The organism is Streptomyces sp. SAS_281, from assembly GCF_052542855.1.
This window is the reverse complement of record NZ_JBMNDO010000087.1, coordinates 13,136-33,878: the sequence shown is the minus strand read 5'-3', so window position 1 is coordinate 33,878 and position 20,743 is coordinate 13,136. Positions and strand designations below refer to the sequence as shown.

Annotated in this window: 17 protein-coding genes, 1 tRNA gene and 1 pseudogene; 10 read left to right on the top strand and 9 right to left on the bottom strand. The window is 71.1% G+C overall.

Annotated elements, in window-relative coordinates; translation table 11 throughout:
* Positions 1-26: 26 nt before the first annotated feature.
* Positions 27-98, bottom strand: a tRNA-Cys gene (locus ACN6LM_RS27320).
* Positions 99-281: 183 nt separating this feature from the next.
* Here ACN6LM_RS27320 and ACN6LM_RS27315 point away from each other — a divergent pair.
* The 5 genes and pseudogenes from ACN6LM_RS27315 (at position 282) to ACN6LM_RS27295 (ending at position 6,050) form a co-directional block, all read left to right on the top strand.
* Positions 282-1,745 carry an MFS transporter gene (locus tag ACN6LM_RS27315; RefSeq protein WP_445068038.1) on the top strand — a complete coding sequence of 488 codons (1,464 nt, stop codon included), beginning with the start codon at positions 282-284 and terminating at the stop codon, positions 1,743-1,745.
* A gap of 45 nt (positions 1,746-1,790) precedes the next feature.
* Positions 1,791-1,959: pseudogene (locus ACN6LM_RS27310) on the top strand (CopG family transcriptional regulator); the annotation flags it as partial.
* Between the two features lie 308 nt (positions 1,960-2,267).
* Positions 2,268-4,049: a DEAD/DEAH box helicase gene (locus tag ACN6LM_RS27305; protein ID WP_093708620.1), complete on the top strand. Its 1,782-nt coding sequence runs from the start codon at positions 2,268-2,270 to the stop codon at positions 4,047-4,049.
* 455 nt (positions 4,050-4,504) lie between these two features.
* Positions 4,505-5,146, top strand: a complete 642-nt coding sequence (locus ACN6LM_RS27300; protein ID WP_164403934.1) for a helix-turn-helix domain-containing protein — start codon at positions 4,505-4,507, stop codon at positions 5,144-5,146.
* A gap of 130 nt (positions 5,147-5,276) precedes the next feature.
* Positions 5,277-6,050, top strand: coding sequence for a S16 family serine protease (locus ACN6LM_RS27295; protein ID WP_445068037.1), 774 nt, complete (start codon positions 5,277-5,279; stop codon positions 6,048-6,050).
* Between the two features lie 21 nt (positions 6,051-6,071).
* Here the strand turns inward: ACN6LM_RS27295 and ACN6LM_RS27290 are convergent, their stop codons facing one another.
* The 5 genes from ACN6LM_RS27290 to ACN6LM_RS27270 are packed head-to-tail and all read right to left on the bottom strand — an operon-like array spanning position 6,072 to position 10,299.
* Positions 6,072-7,037 carry a glycine betaine ABC transporter substrate-binding protein gene (locus ACN6LM_RS27290; RefSeq protein ID WP_445068040.1) on the bottom strand — a complete coding sequence of 322 codons (966 nt, stop codon included), beginning with the start codon at positions 7,035-7,037 and terminating at the stop codon, positions 6,072-6,074.
* Between the two features lie 8 nt (positions 7,038-7,045).
* Entirely contained in the window at positions 7,046-7,918 is an 873-nt protein-coding gene (locus ACN6LM_RS27285; protein WP_445068036.1) for an ABC transporter permease, read from the bottom strand.
* Positions 7,915-9,135 carry a betaine/proline/choline family ABC transporter ATP-binding protein gene (locus ACN6LM_RS27280; RefSeq protein WP_445068039.1) on the bottom strand — a complete coding sequence of 407 codons (1,221 nt, stop codon included), beginning with the start codon at positions 9,133-9,135 and terminating at the stop codon, positions 7,915-7,917. The genes ACN6LM_RS27285 and ACN6LM_RS27280 overlap by 4 nt, the downstream gene beginning before the upstream one ends.
* 28 nt (positions 9,136-9,163) lie before the next feature.
* Positions 9,164-9,811: an ABC transporter permease gene (locus tag ACN6LM_RS27275; RefSeq protein WP_445068035.1), complete on the bottom strand. Its 648-nt coding sequence runs from the start codon at positions 9,809-9,811 to the stop codon at positions 9,164-9,166.
* Between the two features lie 14 nt (positions 9,812-9,825).
* The gene (locus ACN6LM_RS27270; RefSeq protein WP_018100765.1) at positions 9,826-10,299 is read right to left on the bottom strand and encodes an Lrp/AsnC family transcriptional regulator; all 474 of its coding nucleotides are present in this window, start codon (positions 10,297-10,299) and stop codon (positions 9,826-9,828) included.
* Positions 10,300-10,429: 130 nt separating this feature from the next.
* Here ACN6LM_RS27270 and hppD point away from each other — a divergent pair, with 130 nt between their 5' ends.
* Positions 10,430-11,575: a 4-hydroxyphenylpyruvate dioxygenase gene (gene hppD / locus ACN6LM_RS27265; protein ID WP_445068034.1), complete on the top strand. Its 1,146-nt coding sequence runs from the start codon at positions 10,430-10,432 to the stop codon at positions 11,573-11,575.
* A 69-nt stretch (positions 11,576-11,644) separates the two neighbouring features.
* Here the strand turns inward: hppD and ACN6LM_RS27260 are convergent, their stop codons facing one another.
* Positions 11,645-13,327: a tetratricopeptide repeat protein gene (locus tag ACN6LM_RS27260; protein WP_445068033.1), complete on the bottom strand. Its 1,683-nt coding sequence runs from the start codon at positions 13,325-13,327 to the stop codon at positions 11,645-11,647.
* 97 nt (positions 13,328-13,424) lie between these two features.
* On the opposite strand from ACN6LM_RS27260, the gene ACN6LM_RS27255 reads away from it, so the two are divergent.
* Positions 13,425-14,792, top strand: coding sequence for an FAD-binding oxidoreductase (locus tag ACN6LM_RS27255; RefSeq protein ID WP_445068032.1), 1,368 nt, complete (start codon positions 13,425-13,427; stop codon positions 14,790-14,792).
* A gap of 26 nt (positions 14,793-14,818) precedes the next feature.
* Here ACN6LM_RS27255 and ACN6LM_RS27250 read toward each other — a convergent pair whose 3' ends face one another.
* Positions 14,819-15,295 (bottom strand): SsgA family sporulation/cell division regulator, encoded by a 477-nt coding sequence (locus ACN6LM_RS27250; RefSeq protein ID WP_445068031.1) that lies wholly within the window; start codon positions 15,293-15,295, stop codon positions 14,819-14,821.
* Between the two features lie 208 nt (positions 15,296-15,503).
* Between ACN6LM_RS27250 and ACN6LM_RS27245 the strand changes: the two genes are divergently transcribed.
* Positions 15,504-16,820 (top strand): RDD family protein, encoded by a 1,317-nt coding sequence (locus ACN6LM_RS27245; protein ID WP_445068030.1) that lies wholly within the window; start codon positions 15,504-15,506, stop codon positions 16,818-16,820.
* Between the two features lie 76 nt (positions 16,821-16,896).
* On the top strand, positions 16,897-17,568 hold the full coding sequence (locus ACN6LM_RS27240) for an RDD family protein (protein WP_445068029.1): 672 nt from the start codon (positions 16,897-16,899) through the stop codon (positions 17,566-17,568).
* 25 nt (positions 17,569-17,593) lie between these two features.
* Here ACN6LM_RS27240 and ACN6LM_RS27235 read toward each other — a convergent pair whose 3' ends face one another.
* Positions 17,594-17,881: a hypothetical protein gene (locus tag ACN6LM_RS27235; protein WP_445068028.1), complete on the bottom strand. Its 288-nt coding sequence runs from the start codon at positions 17,879-17,881 to the stop codon at positions 17,594-17,596.
* 370 nt (positions 17,882-18,251) lie between these two features.
* Between ACN6LM_RS27235 and ACN6LM_RS27230 the strand changes: the two genes are divergently transcribed.
* Positions 18,252-20,648, top strand: coding sequence for an immune inhibitor A domain-containing protein (locus ACN6LM_RS27230; protein ID WP_445068027.1), 2,397 nt, complete (start codon positions 18,252-18,254; stop codon positions 20,646-20,648).
* Positions 20,649-20,743 lie beyond the last annotated feature (95 nt).

Sequence of the window (20,743 nt, the reverse complement as noted above, 5' to 3'; positions counted from 1 at the left end):
GTGAGGGCGGCCGCTTCCGTGCAGGGAGACCGTGACCGGATTCGAACCGGTGTAACTCGAGTTGCAGTCGAGCCCCTGAGCCTCTCGGGCACACGGTCCGGCGTGGTGTCGCTGAACCGACCGTAGGCCCGGCCGTGCGGGGCGCTCAAGGCTTCCGGTGACCGTGCAACGCGACTGCCACACGCCGTTCACGTCCGGCTCGGGGACGTAGGACCAACGGCCGAGACCGGGGCCGACCACCGACAGGGTTCATCAGGCGTTTCGCCCCTTACTCTTGGCTCATGACCGCCCTGGAACCGCGCGACGCCGATGTCCCGCGCCTCATCGAAGACGTCGACGCCCCCGCCCCGGCGGGGCCCGTGCTGCCGGAGGGCATTCTCGGGCGGACGTACCGGGCGCTCAGCATCGGCATCGTCTCCGTCGTGTTCCTCATCGCCTTCGAGGCCACCGCCGTGGGGACCGCGATGCCGGTCGCCGCGCGTGAACTGCACGGCATCCCGCTGTACGCGTACGCGTTCTCGGCGTACTTCACCACCAGCCTCTTCGCCATGGTGCTGTCCGGGCAGTGGGCCGACCGGCGCGGCCCGCTCGCCCCGCTGGCCGCGGGGATCAGCGCCTTCGCGGCGGGGCTCCTGCTGTCCGGGACCGCGGGCTCCATGTGGATGTTCATCGCGGGCCGCGCCGTGCAGGGGCTCGGCGGCGGGCTGGTGATCGTCGCGCTGTACGTGGTGATCAGCCGGGCCTACCCGGAGCACCTGCGGCCGGCGATCCTGGCCGCGTTCGCCGCGAGCTGGGTGATCCCCTCGGTCGTCGGACCGCTCGCCGCCGGAAGCGTCACCGAGCACCTGGGCTGGCGCTGGGTCTTCGTCGGCATCCCGGTCCTGATCGTCTTCCCCCTCGCGCTCGCGCTGCCCGAGATCCGGCGCATGGCGTCCGGTCCGGCGGACCCGGAGGCGCCGGTGGAGGCGTACGACCGCCGGCGCATCGCGCTCGCGCTGGGCATCTCGCTGGGCGCCGGGCTGCTCCAGTACGCCGGCCAGGAGCGGAACTGGTTCTCGCTGCTGCCGGCCGCCGCCGGGGCCGCGCTGCTCGTCCCCGCGATCCGGGGCCTGCTGCCCCACGGCACGTGGCGCGCAGCGCGCGGGCTGCCCGCGGTGGTGCTGCTGCGCGGGGTCGCGGCCGGGTCCTTCATCGCCGCCGAATCGTTCGTCCCGCTGATGCTGGTCACCCAGCGCGGCCTGTCCCCGACCCTGGCGGGCCTCTCCCTGGCGGCGGGCGGCGGCACCTGGGCGCTGGGCTCCTACGTGCAGTCCCGGCCCCGCCTGGAACCGCACCGCGAGCCCCTGATGGTCGGCGCCATGGTCCTCGTCGCCCTGTCCATCGCGGCGGCCCCGGCCGTGCTGATCACCTCCGTGCCGGTCTGGACCGTGGCGGTCGCCTGGGCCTTCGGCTGCTTCGGCATGGGGGTGGTGATCGCCTCCACCAGCGTGCTGCTGCTGAAGCTGTCCGCCCCCGAGGAGGCCGGAGCCAACTCGGCCGCCCTCCAGATCTCCGACGGCCTCTCCAACGTCCTCCTGCTGGCCGCGGGCGGCGCGGCCTTCGCGGCCCTGGGCGGCGGCACGATGGACGCCACGGAGACGGCCGCCGCCACCTCCCATCCAGCCGCCTTCGCGGTCGTCTTCTTCCCGATGGCGGTGGTGGCCCTGGCGGGCGCGTGGGTGGCGGGGCGGGTACGGGAACGGTGAGCGACACCAGTTTGACCCCGTGGTCGGTACCGTTCCGGTACGGCCATGAACCTGCGTCTCCGTGACGACCGGACCGAAGCCCTCAAGCAGCGTGCCGAGCAGGAGGGCACGAGCATGCACGCCGTACTGCTCAGGGCCGTCGACGACTACCTGGCCCGAACTGCCCAGCAGGCCCATCGTGCGCCGGACGGCGCGGGAGCAGGCTGCCAAGTGGAGGACATCCTTGTCATCGGGGAGCACGCCTGCCCGGACATGCAGATCGTGCTTCGTGACGCGGCAGAACACCTGGTCATCGCCGTGGCGACAGGTGGGACCGACGAGATCCAGGCCATCGCGCAAGGGCTGCGCGAACTCGTGGCCGACCCCGTGTGAGAGCGGTCGCACTTACGTGTGCCGGGGTGTGGTACGCGACGAGGCGGGGCAGCCGCACCGGTAGGGTGGCCCGGTTGTCGTATCGCGTGCGGAGCCGGTCCGGCCCGCGCGGACAGCGCCCACGTACCCGAGAGACCCGAACCGGAGACCGTGACTACTACCGCCTCCCACCACCTCTCACCCGCCTTCCCCGGCCGCGCCCCCTGGGGCACGGCCGGAAAGCTGCGAGCCTGGCAGCAGGGCGCCATGGAGAAGTACATCCAGGAGCAGCCGCGCGACTTCCTCGCCGTCGCCACCCCCGGCGCCGGGAAGACCACCTTCGCGCTGACGCTCGCGTCCTGGCTGCTGCACCACCACGTCGTGCAGCAGGTCACCGTCGTCGCGCCCACCGAGCACCTGAAGAAGCAGTGGGCCGAGGCGGCCGCCCGGATAGGGATCAAGCTGGACCCCGACTACAGCGCCGGTCCGCTGAGCAAGGAGTACCACGGGGTCGCCGTCACCTACGCGGGCGTCGGCGTCCGCCCGATGCTGCACCGCAACCGGTGCGAGCAGCGCAAGACCCTGGTCATCCTCGACGAGATCCACCACGCCGGTGACTCCAAGTCCTGGGGCGAGGCGTGCCAGGAGGCGTTCGACCCCGCGACCCGGCGGCTCGCGCTCACCGGGACGCCCTTCCGGTCGGACACCAACCCGATCCCGTTCGTCGTGTACGAGGAGGGCAACGACGGCATCCGGCGCTCGTCCGCCGACTACACCTACGGCTACGGCAACGCCCTGGCCGACGGCGTCGTGCGCCCCGTGATCTTCCTCAGCTACAGCGGCAACATGCGCTGGCGCACCAAGGCGGGCGACGAGATCGCGGCCCGGCTCGGCGAGCCGATGACCAAGGACGCCATCGGGCAGGCGTGGCGCACCGCCCTGTCGCCCACCGGCGACTGGATCCCCAATGTGCTGAGCGCCGCCGACAAGCGCCTCACCGAGGTCCGCAAGGGCATCCCGGACGCGGGCGGGCTCGTCATCGCCACGGACCAGGAGTCGGCCCGCGCGTACGCCAAGATCCTGAAGAAGGTCACCGGCGAGTCGGCCACCGTCGTCCTGTCCGACGAAAAGGCCGCCTCGAAGAAGATCGACAAGTTCAGCGAGGACGACTCGCGCTGGATGGTCGCGGTCCGCATGGTGTCCGAGGGCGTCGACGTGCCGCGCCTGGCCGTCGGGGTGTACGCCACCACCATCTCGACCCCGCTGTTCTTCGCCCAGGCCGTCGGCCGCTTCGTGCGCTCCCGCAGGCGCGGCGAGACCGCCTCCGTCTTCGTCCCCACCATCCCGATGCTCCTCGACTTCGCCAACGAGATGGAGGTCGAGCGGGACCACGTCCTCGACAAGCCCAAGAAGGGCAGCGACGAGGAGAACCCGTTCGCCGAGGAGGACAAGCTCCTCGCCGACGCGGAGAAGCTGGAGGACGAGGAGACCGAGGAGCAGCTGCCCTTCGAGGCCCTGGAGTCCGACGCGGTCTTCGACCGGGTGCTCTACGACGGTGCCGAGTTCGGCATGCAGGCGCACCCCGGCAGCGAGGAGGAGCAGGACTACCTCGGCATCCCCGGCCTCCTCGAACCCGATCAGGTCCAGCTGCTGCTCCAGAAGCGGCAGACCCGGCAGATCGCGCACAGCAGGCAGAAGCCCGCGTCCGAGGCCGACCTCCTGGAGAAGCCCGCCCAGGACCGCCCGGTCGTCACCCACAAGCAACTCCTCGGCCTGCGGAAGCAGTTGAACACCATGGTCTCCGCCTACACCCACCAGAGCGGCAAGCCGCACGGCGTCATCCACACCGAGCTGCGCCGGGTCTGCGGCGGACCGCCGAGCGCGGAGGCCACCGCCGGGCAGATCGAGCAGCGGATCAAGAAGGTCCAGGAGTGGGCCACCCGCATGCGGTGACCCGCGCGCGGCGCACAACCGGCCCCGGAACCCTCACCACAGGGTCCCGGGGCCTTGTCGCGAGGCGCGCGGCACCCTGTCGATCAATGAATCGGCCGAAAAAATTTTCACCGTGAGTTAACCGTGGTTCACATCCGGTCTACGGAGCGTCGCGGGAGAGTCGGCCGACCTGGACGCGCGTAGATGCGCGATGAACGGTCCGCGCGCCGCTGACCGGCACTTATGCTCGTGCGGCGCAACCGGGTTTTTGAGGGAGACCGGATTCTGGACGAGGGCTTCCGCTGAGCGGACTCGCTCGCTACTGTCCAAAAAATGTGAACGCCCCGTGGCAACGCCGCCGCGGAGCGCAGCCGGTGCCTTGGCCAGGCCGGCGGCCTCTCCGTGCGTCGCCCCGGGACCGGTGGCGCACATCCCACGGGACAGCCGCGGCCGCTCACCACGGAGGAGAGGGCGTCGTGACCGCGGAGACCTCCCAGACGCTCGACAGAGGACTGCGTGTCCTCAAACTGCTCGCCGACACCGACCACGGCCTGACGGTCACCGAGTTGTCCAACAAACTCGGCGTCAACCGCACCGTGGTCTACCGTCTGCTCGCCACGCTGGAGCAACACGCCTTGATACGCCGTGACTTGGGCGGCCGGGCACGGGTGGGTCTCGGCGTTCTGCGCCTGGGCCGCCAGGTCCACCCCCTCGTCCGCGAGGCGGCGCTTCCGGCGTTGCGCTCGCTGGCCGAGGACATCGGGGCCACCGCCCATCTCACTCTGGTCGACGGCTCCGACGCGCTGGCGGTCGCGGTGGTCGAACCGACCTGGACCGACTACCACGTCGCCTACCGGGCGGGCTTCCGCCACCCGCTGGACCGGGGGGCCGCCGGCCGGGCGATCCTCGCCGCCCGCCAGAAGCCGGTGGGCGAGACCGCCTACACCCTCACCCACGGCGAACTGGAGGCGGGCGCGAGCGGTGCGGCGGCGGCGCTCATGGGCGTGACGGGGGTGGAGGGCAGCGTCGGCGTCGTCATGCTGGCGGACTCCGTCCCGGAACGCGTGGGACCCCGCGTGGTGGACGCGGCCCGGGAAGTGGCGGACGCGCTTCGCTGACGCGGTCACGCCGCGGCCGGGGCCCGCCGCGGGGTTCCGGCCCCCGGCGAGCCGGTTCCGTCCTCGAACGCCGGACGGGCCGGATTGCCCGGCCGCCCCGGTCCGGGAGGCCGGACGTTAGATTGGACCGGTGTCCACACAGCGCCTCGCCCTAGCCGCCCTCCCCGTAGTCGCCCTCCTCGGAGTGGCCGCCTTCGCGCCGCTGCCGTTCACGCTGGCGCAGCCCGGGACGACCGCGGACGTGCTCGGGGACGACCGCGGCACCCCGGTGATCAGCATCGAGGGCGCGCCCACCCGGCCCACCAAGGGCGAGCTGCGGATGACGACGATCGTGGCGACGGGCCCGAAGACGGACGTCGGCATCGGGGACGTCGTGGACAGCTGGTTCCGGACGGACCGGGCCGTGCTGCCCCGCGACTCCGTCTACCCGACCGGCGGCTCCGAGAAGGAGATCGAGAAGCACAACCTGGACGACATGGCGAAGTCCCAGGACGACGCCGTCGACGCCGCGCTGCACTACCTGGGCCGCAAGCCCGGCTCGGTGGACGTCACCCTGCACCTGGCGGACATCGGCGGCCCCAGCGCCGGACTGTTCTTCGCGCTCGGCATCGTGGACAAGCTGGACGGCGACGGTTCGGGCGGCGACCTCACCGGCGGCCGTACCGTCGCGGGCACGGGCACGATCGCCGCGGACGGCGAGGTCGGCGCCGTCGGCGGGGTCTCGCTCAAGACGCAGGCGGCCCGGCGGGACGGGGCGACCGTCTTCCTCGTGCCGAAGGCGGAGTGCTCGGAGGCGAAGTCGGAGCTGCCGAAGGGGCTGCGGCTGATCCCGGTCACCACACTGAAGAGCGCGGTGAACTCGCTGCGGGCCCTGGACCACGGCGGCGAGATCCCCAGCTGCTGACCGGGGAGGGCGCCCGCCGGGTCAGCCCTCCTTGATGAGCCCCTCCTCGATCAGCCAGTCCTTCGCCACGTCGTGCGGGTCCTGGCCCTCGACGTCCACCCTGGCGTTCAGGTCCTGGGCGACCTCCGTGTTCAGCCGCTTGCTGAGCGGGTCGAGGAGGCCGGCGATCTCCGGGTACTTCTCCAGCGTCGGGGTGTGCACCACGGGCGCCGCGTTGTAGTTGGGGAAGAAGTGCTTGTCGTCCTCCAGCACCTCCAGGTTCATCGCCTTGATGCGGCCGTCCGTGGTGAAGACCTCGCCGAGCAGGCACGAGTCGGACTTGGAGACCTGGGTGTAGATGATGCCCGCGTCCATCTTCTTGATGTTGGACGCCGGCAGGGACATCCCGTACGCCTTCTCCATGCCGGGCAGCCCGTCGTCGCGCGAGGCGAACTCGTTCTCGACGCAGACCGTCACCGCCGAGGGGCTCTTCTTCGCCAGGGCGGCGACGTCGGACAGCGTCTTCAGGTGGTACCTGGTGTTGTTCTTGGCGCTGATCGCCAGCGCGTAGGTGTTGTTGAGGGTGGACGGCCGCAGCCAGGTCACCCCGTTCTTCAGGTCCGCGTCCCGCACCGCCCTCCACTGCTCCATCGGGTCGGTGATCGGCTTCGCGTGCCCGAGATACGTGATCCAGCCGGTGCCCGTGTACTCGTACTCGGCGTCCGCGTCGCCCTGGATGACCGCCTCGCGGGCGCTGATCGAGCTCGGCAGGTTCGTCCGGTCCAGGACCTCCGCCCCGGCCGCCTTGAAGATCAGCCCGATCATCTGGCCCAGGATGATGTTCTCGCTGAAGTTCTTCGAGGTGACGGTCAGCGACGCGCCGTCCAGCGGCTGCCCCTGCCCGACCGACCCGGGCACCACGTCGTCCACCATCGGCGACCCGCTCTTCAGCCCGCACCCGGCCAGCACCAGGGACAGCGCGGCCCCCGCCGCGAGAGCCCCGCGCATCCGCGTCCTCATCGCCCCACCTCCAGGCCGCGCGGGGTCAGCGCCACCTCGGCCAGCGAGGCCAGCCAGTCCACCAGGAGCGCCAGCACCACCGTCAGGACCGAGCCGAGCACCAGGACCGGCATGCGCTGGGTCTGGATGCCCGAGGTGATCAGGTCGCCCAGCCCGCCGCCGCCCCCGAAGGTCGCCAGGGTCGCCGTGCCCACGTTCAGGACGAGCGCGGTCCGGACCCCCGCCAGGATCAGCGGTACGGCGAGGGGGAGTTCGACCTTGGTCAGGGTGCCCATGGCCGACATGCCGATGCCGCGCGCGGCCTCCACCATGTTCGGCTCGATCGCCTTGAGACCGGCGACCGTGTTGGACAGCACCGGCAGCACCGCGTAGATCACCATGCCGGTGATGGCGGTGGACGGGCCGATGCCGAGCCAGATGACCAGCAGCGCCAGCAGACCGATCGCCGGGGTCGCCTGCCCGATGTTGGCGATCGCCGTCACCACGGGGGCCGCCCTGGTCAGGCCCCGCCGGGTCAGCGCGATGCCCAGCGGAATGGCGATGATCAGCACCCAGAACGTGGAGATCGCGGTCAGCCGCACATGCTGCCACCAGCGCACCTCGACCGTGTCCCCGGCGATCGAGTTCTCCGCGATCGAGTCCAGGTGCACGTTCTCGATCCAGACGTAGGTGAGGACCAGCACGACCGCGAGGACCGCCGGGAGCACCACCAGCTTGCGCCAGGTGATCCGGCGCGCCGGTTTCGCCGGCTGCGGGACGGGCTCGGCCTCCTCCTCGTCGCGGAAGGCGTGCCCCTTCACGTCGTGCTCGCCCGGGGGCCGTTCGCGGCCCGGTGCGCGGGAGGAGCCGGACGGGGAGTCGGGGGTCATGCGCCCGCACCGCCCTCCAGCTCCTCGGCGGTCTGGTGGACCCGCAGCTCCTCCAGGTCGTGCTGGTGCTCGATGGCGGCGAGCCGGTCCGCCTCCAGGAGCTCGTGCACCGAGTTCATCAGGGTGTGCATGTCCACGACCCCGGTGAACTCGCCGCGCCGCCCGGTCACCGCGACCCGCCCGCCGCTGTCGGTGAGCACCGCCTCCAGCGCGTCGTGCAGCGTCGCGTCCCGGGTCACCGTGTCGTGGACCAGCTGCCCGGCGCGCGCCAGGGAGCCCCGGGCCCGCATCAGGTCGCCGCGCCGCAGCCACTTGTAGGGGCGGCCCCTGCGGTCCAGCATCAGCAGCTCGTTGTGCGAGCCGCTGCGCAGCTTGTTGAAGATCGACTGGAGCGGGTCGTCCACGGTCACGGTCGGGAAGTCGGCGATCTCCACCTCCCGCACCCGGGTCAGGTTGAGCCGTTTCAGCGCCGCGCCGGCGCCGACGAAGCCGGAGACGAAGTCGTCCGTCGGGTTGGTGAGGATGGCCTCCGGGGTGTCGAACTGCGCGATGTGCGAGCGCTCGCGGAGCACCGCGATCCGGTCGCCCAGCTTGATCGCCTCGTCGAAGTCGTGGGTGACGAAGACGATCGTCTTGTGCAGCTCGTGCTGGAGCCGGATGAGTTCGTCCTGGAGGTGGTCGCGCGTGATCGGGTCGACCGCGCCGAACGGCTCGTCCATCAGCAGCACCGGCGGGTCCGCGGCCAGCGCCCGGGCCACGCCCACGCGTTGCTGCTGCCCGCCGGAGAGAGCGCGCGGATAGCGGCCGTGGAACTCGCGCGGGTCGAGCCCGACCAGGTCCAGCATCTCCTCGACCCGGTCCTTCACCCGGGACTTGGACCAGCCCACCATCTTCGGCACCAGGGCGATGTTCTCGGCGACCGTCATGTGCGGGAAGAGCCCGGAGGACTGGATCGCGTACCCGATCTTCCGGCGCAGCTTCACCGGGTCGATGTCGGTGACGTCCTCGTCGTCGATCCGGATCCGGCCCGAGGTGGGCTCGATCAGCCGGTTGATCATCTTCAGCGTGGTGGACTTCCCGCAGCCGGACGGGCCCACGAAGATCACGGTCTCGCCGGCCTTGATCTCCATGGAGACGTTCTCCACGGCGGGGTTGGGGTTGCCCGGGTAGCGCTTGGACAGGTTCTCCAGCTGGATGGCGGCGCCGGAGGTGGCCATCGGCTCCGGCACGGTTTCGGTCGCGGTCTCAGACACGGATCCCCCTGGGGATGGTGAGCCGGCCCAGCAGGACGTACGCGGCGTCGAAGAGCAGGGCGAGGATGACGATGCCGAGCGTGCCCGCGAGCACCTGGTTGATCGCGTTGGCGCTGCCCAGTGAGGCGATGCCCCGGAAGATCTCGTTCCCGAGGCCGGGCCCGGAGGCGTACGCGGCGATGGCGGCGATCCCCATCAGCATCTGCGTGGAGACCCGGATGCCGGTCAGGATCGGCGGCCAGGCCAGCGGCAGCTCCACCTTGAACAGCCGCGCGGTCCGCGACATCCCGATGCCCTTCGCGGCGTCCACCAGGGCCGGGTCGACGCCGCGCAGGCCCACGATCGCGTTGCGGACGACGGGGAGCAGCCCGTACAGCGTCAGCGTGATCACCGTGGGCGCGACGCCCAGGCCGACCAGTGGGATGAGCAGACCGATGGCGGCCAGGGACGGGATGGTGAGCACGGTCGCCGTCGAGGTGATCGCCACCGAGGAGCCCCAGCCGCTGCGGTAGCTGACGACGCCGATCAGGACACCGAGCACGGTGGCGATGACCATGCACTGGAAGACCGCGCTGACGTGCTGGAAGGCGTCGGTGAGCAACTGCTGATGACGGTTGCCCACGTACTCCCAGAAGCTCACCCGTCCTCCTCGGCTCAGTCGGTGTCCCGCGCCGCCTGTTCCACGAGCGGGATGACGCGCAGCGGTACGGGGTTCTCCATGACGATGGCCGTCGAGGCCCGGACGATGCCATCAAATCCGACAACCCGGTCGATCACCCGCTGGAGATCGGCGTTGGACCGGGCCACGAGCCGGCACAGCATGTCCCCGTGCCCGGTGGTGGTGTGCAGTTCGAGGACCTCCGGTACGCCGCTCAAGTGCGCCCGTACGTCGGCGCCTTGGCCCTGTTTGATCTCCAGCGTCGCGAACGCGGTGACCGGATAGCCGAGGGCCGCCGGATCGACGTCCGGGCCGAATCCGCGGATGGCGCCATTGGACTGAAGACGGTCCAGGCGCGCCTGCACCGTCCCGCGTGCCACGCCCAGCCTGCGCGACGCCTCCAGGACGCCGATCCTGGGTTCACGCGCGAGCAGCACGATGAGCCGCCCGTCCAGTCGGTCGATCGCCATGCCCCGGCCTCCGTCGGTGTGATGGGCACCATGTACAGATGGTCCGGCCATCATGGCCACCTGCTGTACAGGTTGACCAGTGAATACGGGAACTGTTGCGCACCTTGCGGAGTGGCGGGAACCTCTGGGCATGACAGAGACGATGCACAGCACCCCCGAGACGTCCCGGCAGGCCGACCCCTTCCCCGTCAAGGGGATGGACGCCGTCGTCTTCGCCGTGGGCAACGCCAAGCAGGCCGCGCACTACTACTCGACCGCCTTCGGCATGAAGCTGGTGGCCTACTCCGGCCCTGAGACCGGCAGCCGCGAGACCGCCAGCTACGTGCTGACCAGCGGCTCCGCCCGCTTCGTCCTCACCTCCGTCGTGAAGGCGTCCACCGACTGGGGCCACTTCCTGGAGGACCACGTCGCCGCGCACGGCGACGGCGTGATCGACCTCGCCATCGAGGTCCCGGACGCCCGCGCGGCGTACGCCTACGCCGTCGAGCACGGTGCCACCGGCATCGAGGAGCCGTACGAGACGAAGGACGAGCACGGCACCGTCGTGCGCGCCGCCATCGCCACGTATGGCAAGACCCGGCACACCCTGGTCGAGCGGACCGGCTACGACGGGCCGTACCTGCCCGGCTACGTCGCCGCCGACCCGATCGTCGAGCCGCCGGCCAAGCGCTTCTTCCAGGCCATCGACCACTGCGTGGGCAACGTCGAGCTCGGCCGGATGAACGAGTGGGTCGCGTTCTACAACAAGGTCATGGGCTTCACGAACATGAAGGAGTTCGTGGGCGACGACATCGCCACCGAGTACTCCGCGCTCATGTCCAAGGTCGTCGCCGACGGCACGCTCAAGGTCAAGTTCCCGATCAACGAGCCGGCCATCGCGAAGAAGAAGTCGCAGATCGACGAGTACCTGGAGTTCTACGGCGCCGCCGGTGTCCAGCACATGGCGCTCGCCACCAACGACATCGTCGCCTCGGTGAAGGCGATGCGCGCCGCCGGCGTGCAGTTCCTGGACACCCCGGACTCGTACTACGACACGCTCGGCGAGTGGGCCGGCGAGACCCGCGTGCCGGTCGAGACCCTGCGCGAGCTGAAGATCCTGGTGGACCGCGACGAGGACGGCTACCTGCTCCAGATCTTCACCAAGCCGGTCCAGGACCGCCCGACCGTCTTCTTCGAGATGATCGAGCGCCACGGTTCCATGGGCTTCGGCAAGGGCAACTTCAAGGCCCTGTTCGAGGCGATCGAGCGCGAGCAGGAGAAGCGCGGCAACCTCTGACGCGCAGGGCATGAGTGAGGGGCGGGCCGCCTTCCGGCCCGCCCCTCACTCCGTACGTCGGCCCGTACGTCAGCGAACGGCCGCCGCCGGTGCCGGTGACGGCTGTACGGCGGCCCGCGCGACGGCCGCCGCGGGCGCCGGACCATCGGGCTGCTGCTGCTGCTGCTGCTGCTGCTGCGGTTCCGGGGCCTGGGGCGCGGGGCCTTGCGGTGCGGGAGCCTGCGGGGACGGGGGCTCCGGGGCCGGCGGGGGCTGCATGTCCGCCGGGCCGCCCGCCGGGGGCTCGCCCAGGTCGTCCAGCGCCTCCCGGGCCGCCGGCGCGTCCAGCGGCGAGAACTTCGGGTTGGTCCGCAGCGCCCCCTCCAACTGGCGGCGCGCCGGACCGTAATCGCCCAGCGCGCGCTGCACCATGCCCAGGTGGTACGCGTACGAGGCGTTCTGCCCGCCCGAGTCCACCGCCCGCTGCGCGTACTCCAGCGCCCCCTCCGAGTCGCCCGACCGGTGCAGCGCCCAGCCCAGCGCGTCCGCCACCGCCGGGCTGCGGTGGCCCCGCTTCCACTCCGCCCGCAGCAGCTCCACCGCCGCGTCCGCGTCGCCGTGCGCGGCCTCGAAGCGGCCCAGCGGCAGCGACTCGTCCACGCCGCGCGCCCTGCCCCGGTCCAGGGCCGCCCGCAGCTTCTCGTACTGGCCCACCGAGTCGCCGTCGAGCCCCAGCGACTCGTACAGCTCGCCCAGCTCAAGCAGGTAGGCCGGGCGCGGCGACTTCGCCAGCGCGGCCTGGTAGTCCCGCACGGCCTCGTCGGTGCGCCCGAGGGCCGCCAGCGCCCGCGCCCGCCCGGCCAGCGACGGGTGGTGGCCCCTCTCGACGCGGAGCGCCGCCCCGTACTGCGCCACGGCCTCCTTCGGCTCGCCCCGCTCCCAGGCCAGGTCACCCAGTCTCGCCAGGCAGGCGGCCTTCTCGGCGGGCGTCTTCGCCCGGTTCGCCGCGTCCTGCGCGGTGGCCAGCGCGTCCTCGCGCCAGCCCCGGTCGCGGTACATCTCGGCGGCCCGGCCCAGCGCCGGGACCCCGGCCCGCAGCTCGGTGAACCGCTCCACCGCCGTGATCGCCGACTTCTGGTCGCCCAGGCCGTTGTACGCGTCGATCAGCTGCGGGTAGACCGTCCACTCCTTCGGCCGCCGCGCCCGGACCGTCTCGCCCCACTTCTTGGCGGTCACGAAGTCGCGGCGGGCGTTGGCCAGCGATGCGAGGCCCACCCAGGCGGCCGTGTTGCCGCTCTCGCCGGGGCGCACGTCCAGCGACCGCTTCAGCGCCCGCTCGGCCCGGGTGTAGTAGGCCGGGTCGGCCGCCCGCCGCCCCGCCTCCACGTACGCCGACCCCAGCACCGCCCAGGAGTCCGCGTCCGAGGGGTGCGTGCCCACCCACTTCTGCCGGTCCCCGATGAGCGCCGTCAGATCGGCGAGCGCGGCGGGGGAGCCGGCGGCCGTGGCGCTCATCGCCCGTGAGACCGGGCCGGACGCGGGCGGTGGGGCGTCCTTCTCGTCGTCGGGCACCGCGACCACCGCGCCCGTCACCAGGACCGCGCCCGCCACGATGCCGAAGGCGGCGCGGCGCAGTGTCGTACGCATCGTGGGGGGCGGCGGCTCGGCCGGGGACGCGGGGTCCGGCGGGGACGCGTCCGGGGCGGGCCAGTCGGTGTCGAAGGAGTACTCGGGCCCGGAGGCCCCCGGGGGCTGCTGAGGCGTGAGATCCATGCCGCTCACTGTGCGTCAGTATGAAGATCACACCGAGCCTTGGGATCGCCACCGCAGACGGGTTCACACCAATGGGCCCGGGTGCCACGCTTGGATCATGGACGATCTCCTCGAACAGCTGCGGGCGGGTCTTCCCGCCGGGGCCGTGCTCACCGACCCGGACATCACCGCCTCCTACGCCCACGACATGGCGAGCTTCTGCGCGGCCGGCGCCCCCGCCGTCGTCGTGCTCCCGCGCACCGTGGAACAGGTCCAGCACGTCATGCGCACCGCCACCGCGCTGCGCGTCCCGGTGGTCCCGCAGGGTGCGCGCACGGGCCTGTCGGGCGCCGCCAACGCCACGGACGGCTGCATCGTCCTCTCCCTGGTGAAGATGGACCGCATCCTGGAGATCAGTCCCGTCGACCGGGTCGCCGTGGTCGAGCCGGGGGTGATCAACGCCGTGCTCTCCCGCGCGGTGGACGAGCACGGCCTGTACTACCCGCCGGACCCGTCCAGCTGGGAGATGTGCACCATCGGCGGCAACATCGGCACCGCGTCCGGCGGCCTGTGCTGCGTGAAGTACGGGGTCACCGCCGAATACGTCCTCGGTCTCGACGTCGTCCTCGCCGACGGACGCCTGCTGAGCACCGGCCGCCGCACCGCCAAGGGCGTCGCCGGATACGACCTCACCCGCCTCTTCGTCGGCTCCGAGGGCAGCCTCGGGATCGTCGTGAAGGCCGTCCTCGCGCTGAAGCCCCGGCCGCCCCGGCAGCTCGTGCTGGCCGCCGAGTTCGCCGACGCGGCGAGCGCCTGCGACGCGGTCTGCCGGATCATGGAGGGCGGCCACACCCCGTCACTCCTCGAACTGATGGACCGTACGACCGTCCAGGCGGTCAACCGGATGGCCAACATGGGCCTGCCCGAGACCACCGAGGCCCTGCTGCTCGCCGCCTTCGACACTCCGGACCCGGCCGCCGACCTCACCGCGGTCGCCGCCCTGTGCACCGCCGCCGGCGCCACCGACGTCGTCCCGGCGGAGGACGCGGCCGAGTCCGAGATGCTGCTCCAGGCCCGGCGGATGTCGCTGACCGCGCTGGAGACCGTCAAGCCGGCGACGATGATCGACGACGTGTGCGTACCGCGCTCGCGGCTCGGCGCGATGCTGGCGGGCACGGCGGAGATCGCCGAGAAGTACGGCCTCACCATCGGCGTCTGCGCCCACGCGGGCGACGGCAACACCCACCCCGTCGTCTGCTTCGACCCCGCCGACGCCGACGAGTCCCGGCGGGCCCGGGAGTCCTTCGACGCGATCATGGCGCTCGGCCTCGCCCTCGGCGGCACGATCACCGGCGAGCACGGGGTGGGCGTGCTGAAGAAGGAGTGGCTGGCCCGGGAACTCGGCGAGACCGGCGTGGAACTGCACCGGGGCATCAAGCAGGCGTTCGACCCGCTGGGGCTGCTCAACCCGGGCAAGGTGTTCTGACCGGCCCCGGACCCGGCCCACGCCCCTCAACACTCCCCGTCCTGCGACTCGTCCGACGGCCACGGGTCGCTCATCCACAGGTCGTCGGCCGGCAGTGGCGCGAGGAGTTCGGCCAGCCCCTCGTCGATGCCGAGCCGTTCGGTCTCGGTACCCGGCGGCACCACGCGCAGGGTCCGCTCCACCCAGACGGCGACGGCCGCGGACGGCACCTCCAGCAGGGCGTTGCCGTCCGGCGACGTCAGCGCCACGCAGATGACGCTGTTCCCGGCCACCTTGGTCGGCCAGATCCGTACGTCCCCCTGCCCGCACGGGCGGAAGACCCCCTCCACCAGCAGATCGCGGGCGAACGTCCAGTACACCGGCGAGTCCGAGGTGATGTGGAAGGTGATGTGCACCGCGTACGGGTCCTCCGTGCGGTACGTCAGCCTGGCCGGTACGGGGATGCTGCGCTCGGGCGACAGGACCAGCTTGAGCTCCAGCTCGCGTTCCACGACGGTGTGCATGACGGCGTCCTTCCGTTCTCCGGGGCCGGTCCCACGACCGGCCCGCACAGGTGAGAGCGCCTTGCACGCCATCCATTACGCGACTTCCCAAAAAAAGTTCGGGTGACCGGAAAGTGGGCCAAACGTCCGGACCGGCCCGGGAGTACGCGCCTGTCTGGTAGATGTGGACCCCTGTATTGAGGCCGCGAAGAGATACGGGACCACGGTGATGAGCGCCCCAACCCCGGCACCCGGTGACGAGAGCCCCCGCGAGGGGTACTACCCCGACCCGTCCATCCCCGGTTACGTCCGCTACTGGAACGGCGCCTCCTGGGTGCCCGGCACCAGCCGCCCGGCCCCGAAGCAGGAGGAGCCGGCGGTGGTCGAGGAGACCGGCCCCGTCTTCCTCGACGAGGAGGGCCGCGAGGGCGGCCGCCCCGAACCCGCCATCGCCTGGCAGGCCGACGCCTCCCGCCAGTCCGGCTTCGCCGGGGCGCGGGACCACGTGTCGTGGCCGGAGGCCCCGGCCGAGGAGGCCCCGGAGGTCCCGGCCGCCCCGGACGCCCCGGACGCCCCGGACGAGGCGGTCCCGGCCCCGGCCCCCGCGGACCCGAGGCCCCCCGCGCAGAGGGTTCCGTCCTCAAGCGCCGGACGGGCTGGGTTGCAGCCGCATCAAGCCCGTCCGCCGACTGAGGACGGAACCGGTGAGCCGGAGCATCCCGCCCCCGCCGAGGGCACCCTGACCCTCCGTACCCTCGACAGGCGCCCCGTGCCGGAGGCGCGTCCTGTGCCGCAGACGCACCCCGCGCCCGAGGCGCGTCCCGCGCCGCAGACGCGCCCTGTGCCGGAGGCGCGTCCCGCGCCGCAGACGCGCCCTGTGCCGGAGGCGCGTCCCGCGCCGCAGACGCGCCCTGTGCCGGATGCGCGCCCCGTGCCGGAGGCGCGTCCTGTGCCGCAGACGCGCCCCGCGCCCGAGGCGCGCCCCGTGCCGCAGACGCACCCCGTGACGCCCTGGAAGCCCCCGGTCGATGACCCCTTCCAACGCCTCGTCGCGGCGCAGACCGAGGGCCGCCCCGCCCCGCTCGGCAAGCGGTTCGCCGCCCGGCTCATCGACACCGTGGTGCTGGGCGCGCTCACCGCCGTGGCCGCCGTGCCGCTGGCCGGCCGGGCCGTGGACCACATCGACGGGAAGATCGACGCCGCGAAGCAGACCGGCGAGACGGTCACCGTATGGCTGCTGGACTCCACCACGGCCGCGCTGGGCGGCGCGGCGCTGGGGGTGTTCCTCGTGCTGGGCGTCCTCCTCGACGCGGTGCCGACCGCGAAGTGGGGCCGTACGCTCGGCAAGAAGTTGTGCGGCCTCGACGTACGGGACATCGAGTCCCACGAGACCCCCCGCTTCGGCGCCGCGCTCCGCCGGTGGCTGGTCCACGGCGTGCTGGGCATCCTGGTCGTCGGGATCGCCGACGTGCTGTGGTGCCTGGTGGACCGGCCCTGGCGCCAGTGCTGGCACGACAAGGCGGCCCGGACCTTCGTCGCGGGCTGACACCATCCGCCGAACGCCGTCCCCCGAACGCACCTGAGCCGTTGCGGGGCCCCGGGCCCCGCGATGCACTGCCCCCATGAGCAACGATCAGCCGCCGCCCGGTCAGCCGCCCGAGGACGACCCGTTCAGGAAGCAGCCGCCCGGGGACCAGCCGCCGCCGTCGTCCGGCTCGCCCTACGGCGGCAGCGCGCCGCCGCCGCCCCCGCCGCACGACCCGGGACCCTACGGTGGCGGCGGTCCTTACGGCGGTGCGGACCCCCTGGCGGGAATGCCGCCGCTCGCGGAGCCCGGCAAGCGCATCCTGGCCCGGCTGATCGACTTCCTGATCATCTCGATCCCGCTGTACCTGATCTCACTGCCCTGGGGCGGCGCGGTCGGGGTGTCGGACGGCAACGGCAACGACGACGACGTCAGCGACGTCTTCGCGCAGACGTACAGCGGGCATCAGCTGCTCTGGTCGCTGATCGGGCTCGTCTGCTACGTCGCGTACGACACGTACTTCACGCACAAGGACGGCCGCACGCTCGGCAAGCGGCTGCTGAAGATGCGGGTCGCGATGCTCAACGACGGCAGGGTGCCGGATACCGGCGCGGCGTTCCTGCGGGCCGTGGTGCTGTGGCTGCCGGCGCTGCTGTGCTGCCCGTGCCTGTGGTGGCTGATCAACATCGTGCTGATGTTCACGGACAAGCCCTACCGCCAGGGGCTCCAGGACAAGGCGGCCAAGACGGTGGTGGTCACCGTCAACTGAGGCTCGATCCGGACGCGGCCGGCACTCAGCGCGTGCTCTGCGCGGAGACGGGCGCGCGCTCCTCGTCGCGGGCGGCGGGCGCGGTGCCACGGTGTACGGACACCGGGGCGGCAGTTCCCGTCGTCCTCGGCGCGTGGCGGCGGGGCTTCGTGGGTACGGTGACGGACACCACGAGACCGAGGGCGAGTGCGACCGTGCCGACGGCGGCGATACCGATGCCCGAACCGGTGCGGAACAGCAGCAACATGGCCAGGGTCGAGAGGACGACGGTGACCGAACCGTAGAAGAGCTGTGCGGCAGTAGGACGCGGCATGGCGTTTTCCGTCCTCGGGACGTCGGATGGGCGGTCTCTCGACACCGGTCGCGCTGTCAAGCGACTCTATGACGGTGGATGCCCGGGAGGAACGGGTGGTAAGCGTAACCTAACCCACAGTGCCGATGCATGGGGGGCGCACGGAGTCATCCCCCGCGCCCCTGGGGAGGGTTGACGCGCCGGTGGGTCCCGGATGCCGCGTCCGCATACCGGAAAAGTGCTCCTGCATAGTGCACTTGCTCTGTTCAAGTCAAGGTCTGTCTTTTCTTCCGTAACTCCGGTCGAATGTCGTCACTTGTGACGCGTTTCCGCGCGCGGCCTCTCCACACTCCCGGGCCGTCGCCGCGGGCGCCGGGGAGGACTGCATCACGTGATCATTAAGAGACGGGCGCTTCGGACCGGAGCGGTTGTCGTGGCCATGGCCGCGACTGCCGCGACCGCATCCGCCTTCGCCACCGCTCAGGCAGATGACCAGGCGTCGGGTACCGCTGCCTCCATCGACCGCCGGGACCCGGGGTCGGCCAAGGGCAACAACCACGACCTGGAGGGCCCGTTCAGCAAGCAGCAGGCCGCTCAGCGCCAGGCTGCCCTGGAGCAGGTCATATCCGGCGACAAGAAGGTCTCGTCGCGCGGAGGCTCGAAGGTCGTCAAGCTCGACAGCAACAAGTACGTCGAGCTCGGCCGTGAGAAGACCGACAAGATCTTCACCGTCCTGGTGGAGTTCGGCGACCAGGTCGACAACACGACCATGTACGACCCGGACGGCGCCGGCCCCAAGCCCGCCGTCAAGAAGTACGGCGGCACGCCGGGACCGCTGCACAACCGGATAGCCCAGCCGGACCCGAAGAAGGACAACAGCACTGCCTGGCAGGCCGATTACAACCAGGCCCACTTCCAGGAGCTGTACTTCGGCGAGGGCGCCGGCAAGCACTCCCTGAAGACGTACTACGAGAAGACCTCGTCCGGCCGTTACTCGGTCGACGGTGAGGTCTCCGACTGGGTCAAGGTCCCCTACAACGAGGCGCGCTACGGCTCGAACTACTGCGGTTCGACCAACTGCGCCAACGCCTGGGACATGATCAAGGACGGCGTCAACGCCTGGGCCGCGGACCAGAAGGCCAAGGGCCGCACGCCCGAGCAGATCAAGTCGGACCTGGCGCAGTACGACCAGTGGGACCGTTACGACTACGACAACGACGGCAACTTCAACGAGCCCGACGGGTACATCGATCACTTCCAGATCGTGCACGCGGGTGAGGACGAGTCGGCCGGCGGCGGCGTCGAGGGCACCAACGCCATCTGGGCGCACCGCTGGTACGCGTACGGCACCAACGCCGGCGCCACCGGCCCGGCGAACAACAAGGCCGGCGGCACCGAGATCGGTGACTCCGGCATCTGGGTCGGCGACTACACCGCGCAGCCCGAGAACGGCGGCCTGGGCGTCTTCGCCCACGAGTACGGCCACGACCTCGGTCTCCCGGACCTGTACGACACGACCAACACCGCCGAGAACTCGGTCGGGTTCTGGTCGCTGATGTCGGCGGGCTCCTGGCTCGGCACCGGCAAGGACAGCATCGGGGACATGCCCGGTGACATGACCGCCTGGGACAAGCTCCAGCTGGGCTGGCTGAACTACGCGGAGGCCAAGGCCGCGACGAAGTCCACCCACAAGCTGGGCGTGTCCGAGTACAACACCAAGGACAAGCAGGCGCTCGTCGTCGAGCTGCCGGAGAAGGCCGTCACCACCGCCGTCACGACGCCCGCCGAGGGCGCCAAGCAGTGGTGGAGCGACATGGGCGACAACCTCAGCAACACGCTGTCGCGCCCCGTCGACCTGACCGGCAAGTCCAAGGCCTCCCTGGACCTCCAGGGCTGGTGGGACATCGAGAAGGACTACGACTACCTCTACACCGAGGTGTCCACCAACGGCGGCACCAGCTGGACCGCGATCGACGGCACCGCCGACGGTCAGCCGATCCCGCGCGACGCCAGTGACAAGCCGGCCCTGACCGACGTCTCCGGCAAGTACCAGAAGCTGTCGTACTCGCTGGACGCCTACGCGGGCCAGAAGATCGACATCCGCTTCCGCTACGCCACCGACGGCGGCGCGGGCGGCGTGGGCTTCGCGGCCGACACCATCTCGGTGACCGCCGACGGCACCCCGCTCTTCACGGACAACGCCGAGGGCGACGACAACGGCTGGACCGTCAAGGGCTTCTCGCGGGTCGGCAAGTCGTTCGAGAAGGACTACCCGCAGTACTACCTCGCGGAGAACCGTCAGTACGTCAGCTACGACCAGACGCTCAAGACGGGCCCGTACAACTTCGGGTTCTCCACGACCCGTCCGGACTGGGTCGAGCACTTCCCGTACCAGAACGGTCTGCTGGTCTGGCTGTGGGACACCTCCCAGAAGGACAACAACGTCTCGCAGCACCCGGGCCAGGGCCTGATCCTGCCGGTGGACGCGCACGCCAAGCCGCTGAAGTGGGCGAACGGCGCGGTCATCCGCAACAAGATCCAGCCCTTCGACGCGCCGTTCAGCTGGTACCCGACGGACGGCTTCACGCTGCACCTGGCCGACCAGGCCGTGAAGATCAAGCCGCAGCTCGGCGTCCCGGCCTTCGACGACCACAAGGGCACCTACTGGTACGCGGAGAACCCGACCGGAAGCGTCAAGGTTCCTGACACCAACACCAAGATCTCGATCGTCAGCGAGCCGCTCAGCGGCGACACGATGACGGTCCAGGTCGGTGCCTCGAAGAAGTAGAACCGCATCACCGCAGGTCACAGCATGATCGGCCGTCGCCCTCTAGCGGGCGGCGGCCGATCGTGTTTAGGTGCCTCTGTTCACTTTCTTATTGA

Bases quoted from the DNA above. Each gene is read 5' to 3' on its own strand.
- ACN6LM_RS27235 (WP_445068028.1), bottom strand. From the start codon at position 17,881: ATGCCGCGTCCTACTGCCGCACAGCTCTTCTACGGTTCGGTCACCGTC.
- ACN6LM_RS27280 (WP_445068039.1), bottom strand. From the start codon at position 9,135: ATGGCCACCTCCGGCGCCGCCATCCAGCTGGAGAACCTGTCCAAGCGC.
- ACN6LM_RS27255 (WP_445068032.1), top strand. From the start codon at position 13,425: ATGGACGATCTCCTCGAACAGCTGCGGGCGGGTCTTCCCGCCGGGGCC.
- ACN6LM_RS27270 (WP_018100765.1), bottom strand. From the start codon at position 10,299: ATGGCGATCGACCGACTGGACGGGCGGCTCATCGTGCTGCTCGCGCGT.
- ACN6LM_RS27245 (WP_445068030.1), top strand. From the start codon at position 15,504: ATGAGCGCCCCAACCCCGGCACCCGGTGACGAGAGCCCCCGCGAGGGG.
- ACN6LM_RS27290 (WP_445068040.1), bottom strand. From the start codon at position 7,037: ATGCGCGGGGCTCTCGCGGCGGGGGCCGCGCTGTCCCTGGTGCTGGCC.
- ACN6LM_RS27240 (WP_445068029.1), top strand. From the start codon at position 16,897: ATGAGCAACGATCAGCCGCCGCCCGGTCAGCCGCCCGAGGACGACCCG.
- ACN6LM_RS27315 (WP_445068038.1), top strand. From the start codon at position 282: ATGACCGCCCTGGAACCGCGCGACGCCGATGTCCCGCGCCTCATCGAA.
- ACN6LM_RS27260 (WP_445068033.1), bottom strand. From the start codon at position 13,327: ATGGATCTCACGCCTCAGCAGCCCCCGGGGGCCTCCGGGCCCGAGTAC.
- hppD (WP_445068034.1), top strand. From the start codon at position 10,430: ATGACAGAGACGATGCACAGCACCCCCGAGACGTCCCGGCAGGCCGAC.
- ACN6LM_RS27285 (WP_445068036.1), bottom strand. From the start codon at position 7,918: ATGACCCCCGACTCCCCGTCCGGCTCCTCCCGCGCACCGGGCCGCGAA.
- ACN6LM_RS27250 (WP_445068031.1), bottom strand. From the start codon at position 15,295: ATGCACACCGTCGTGGAACGCGAGCTGGAGCTCAAGCTGGTCCTGTCG.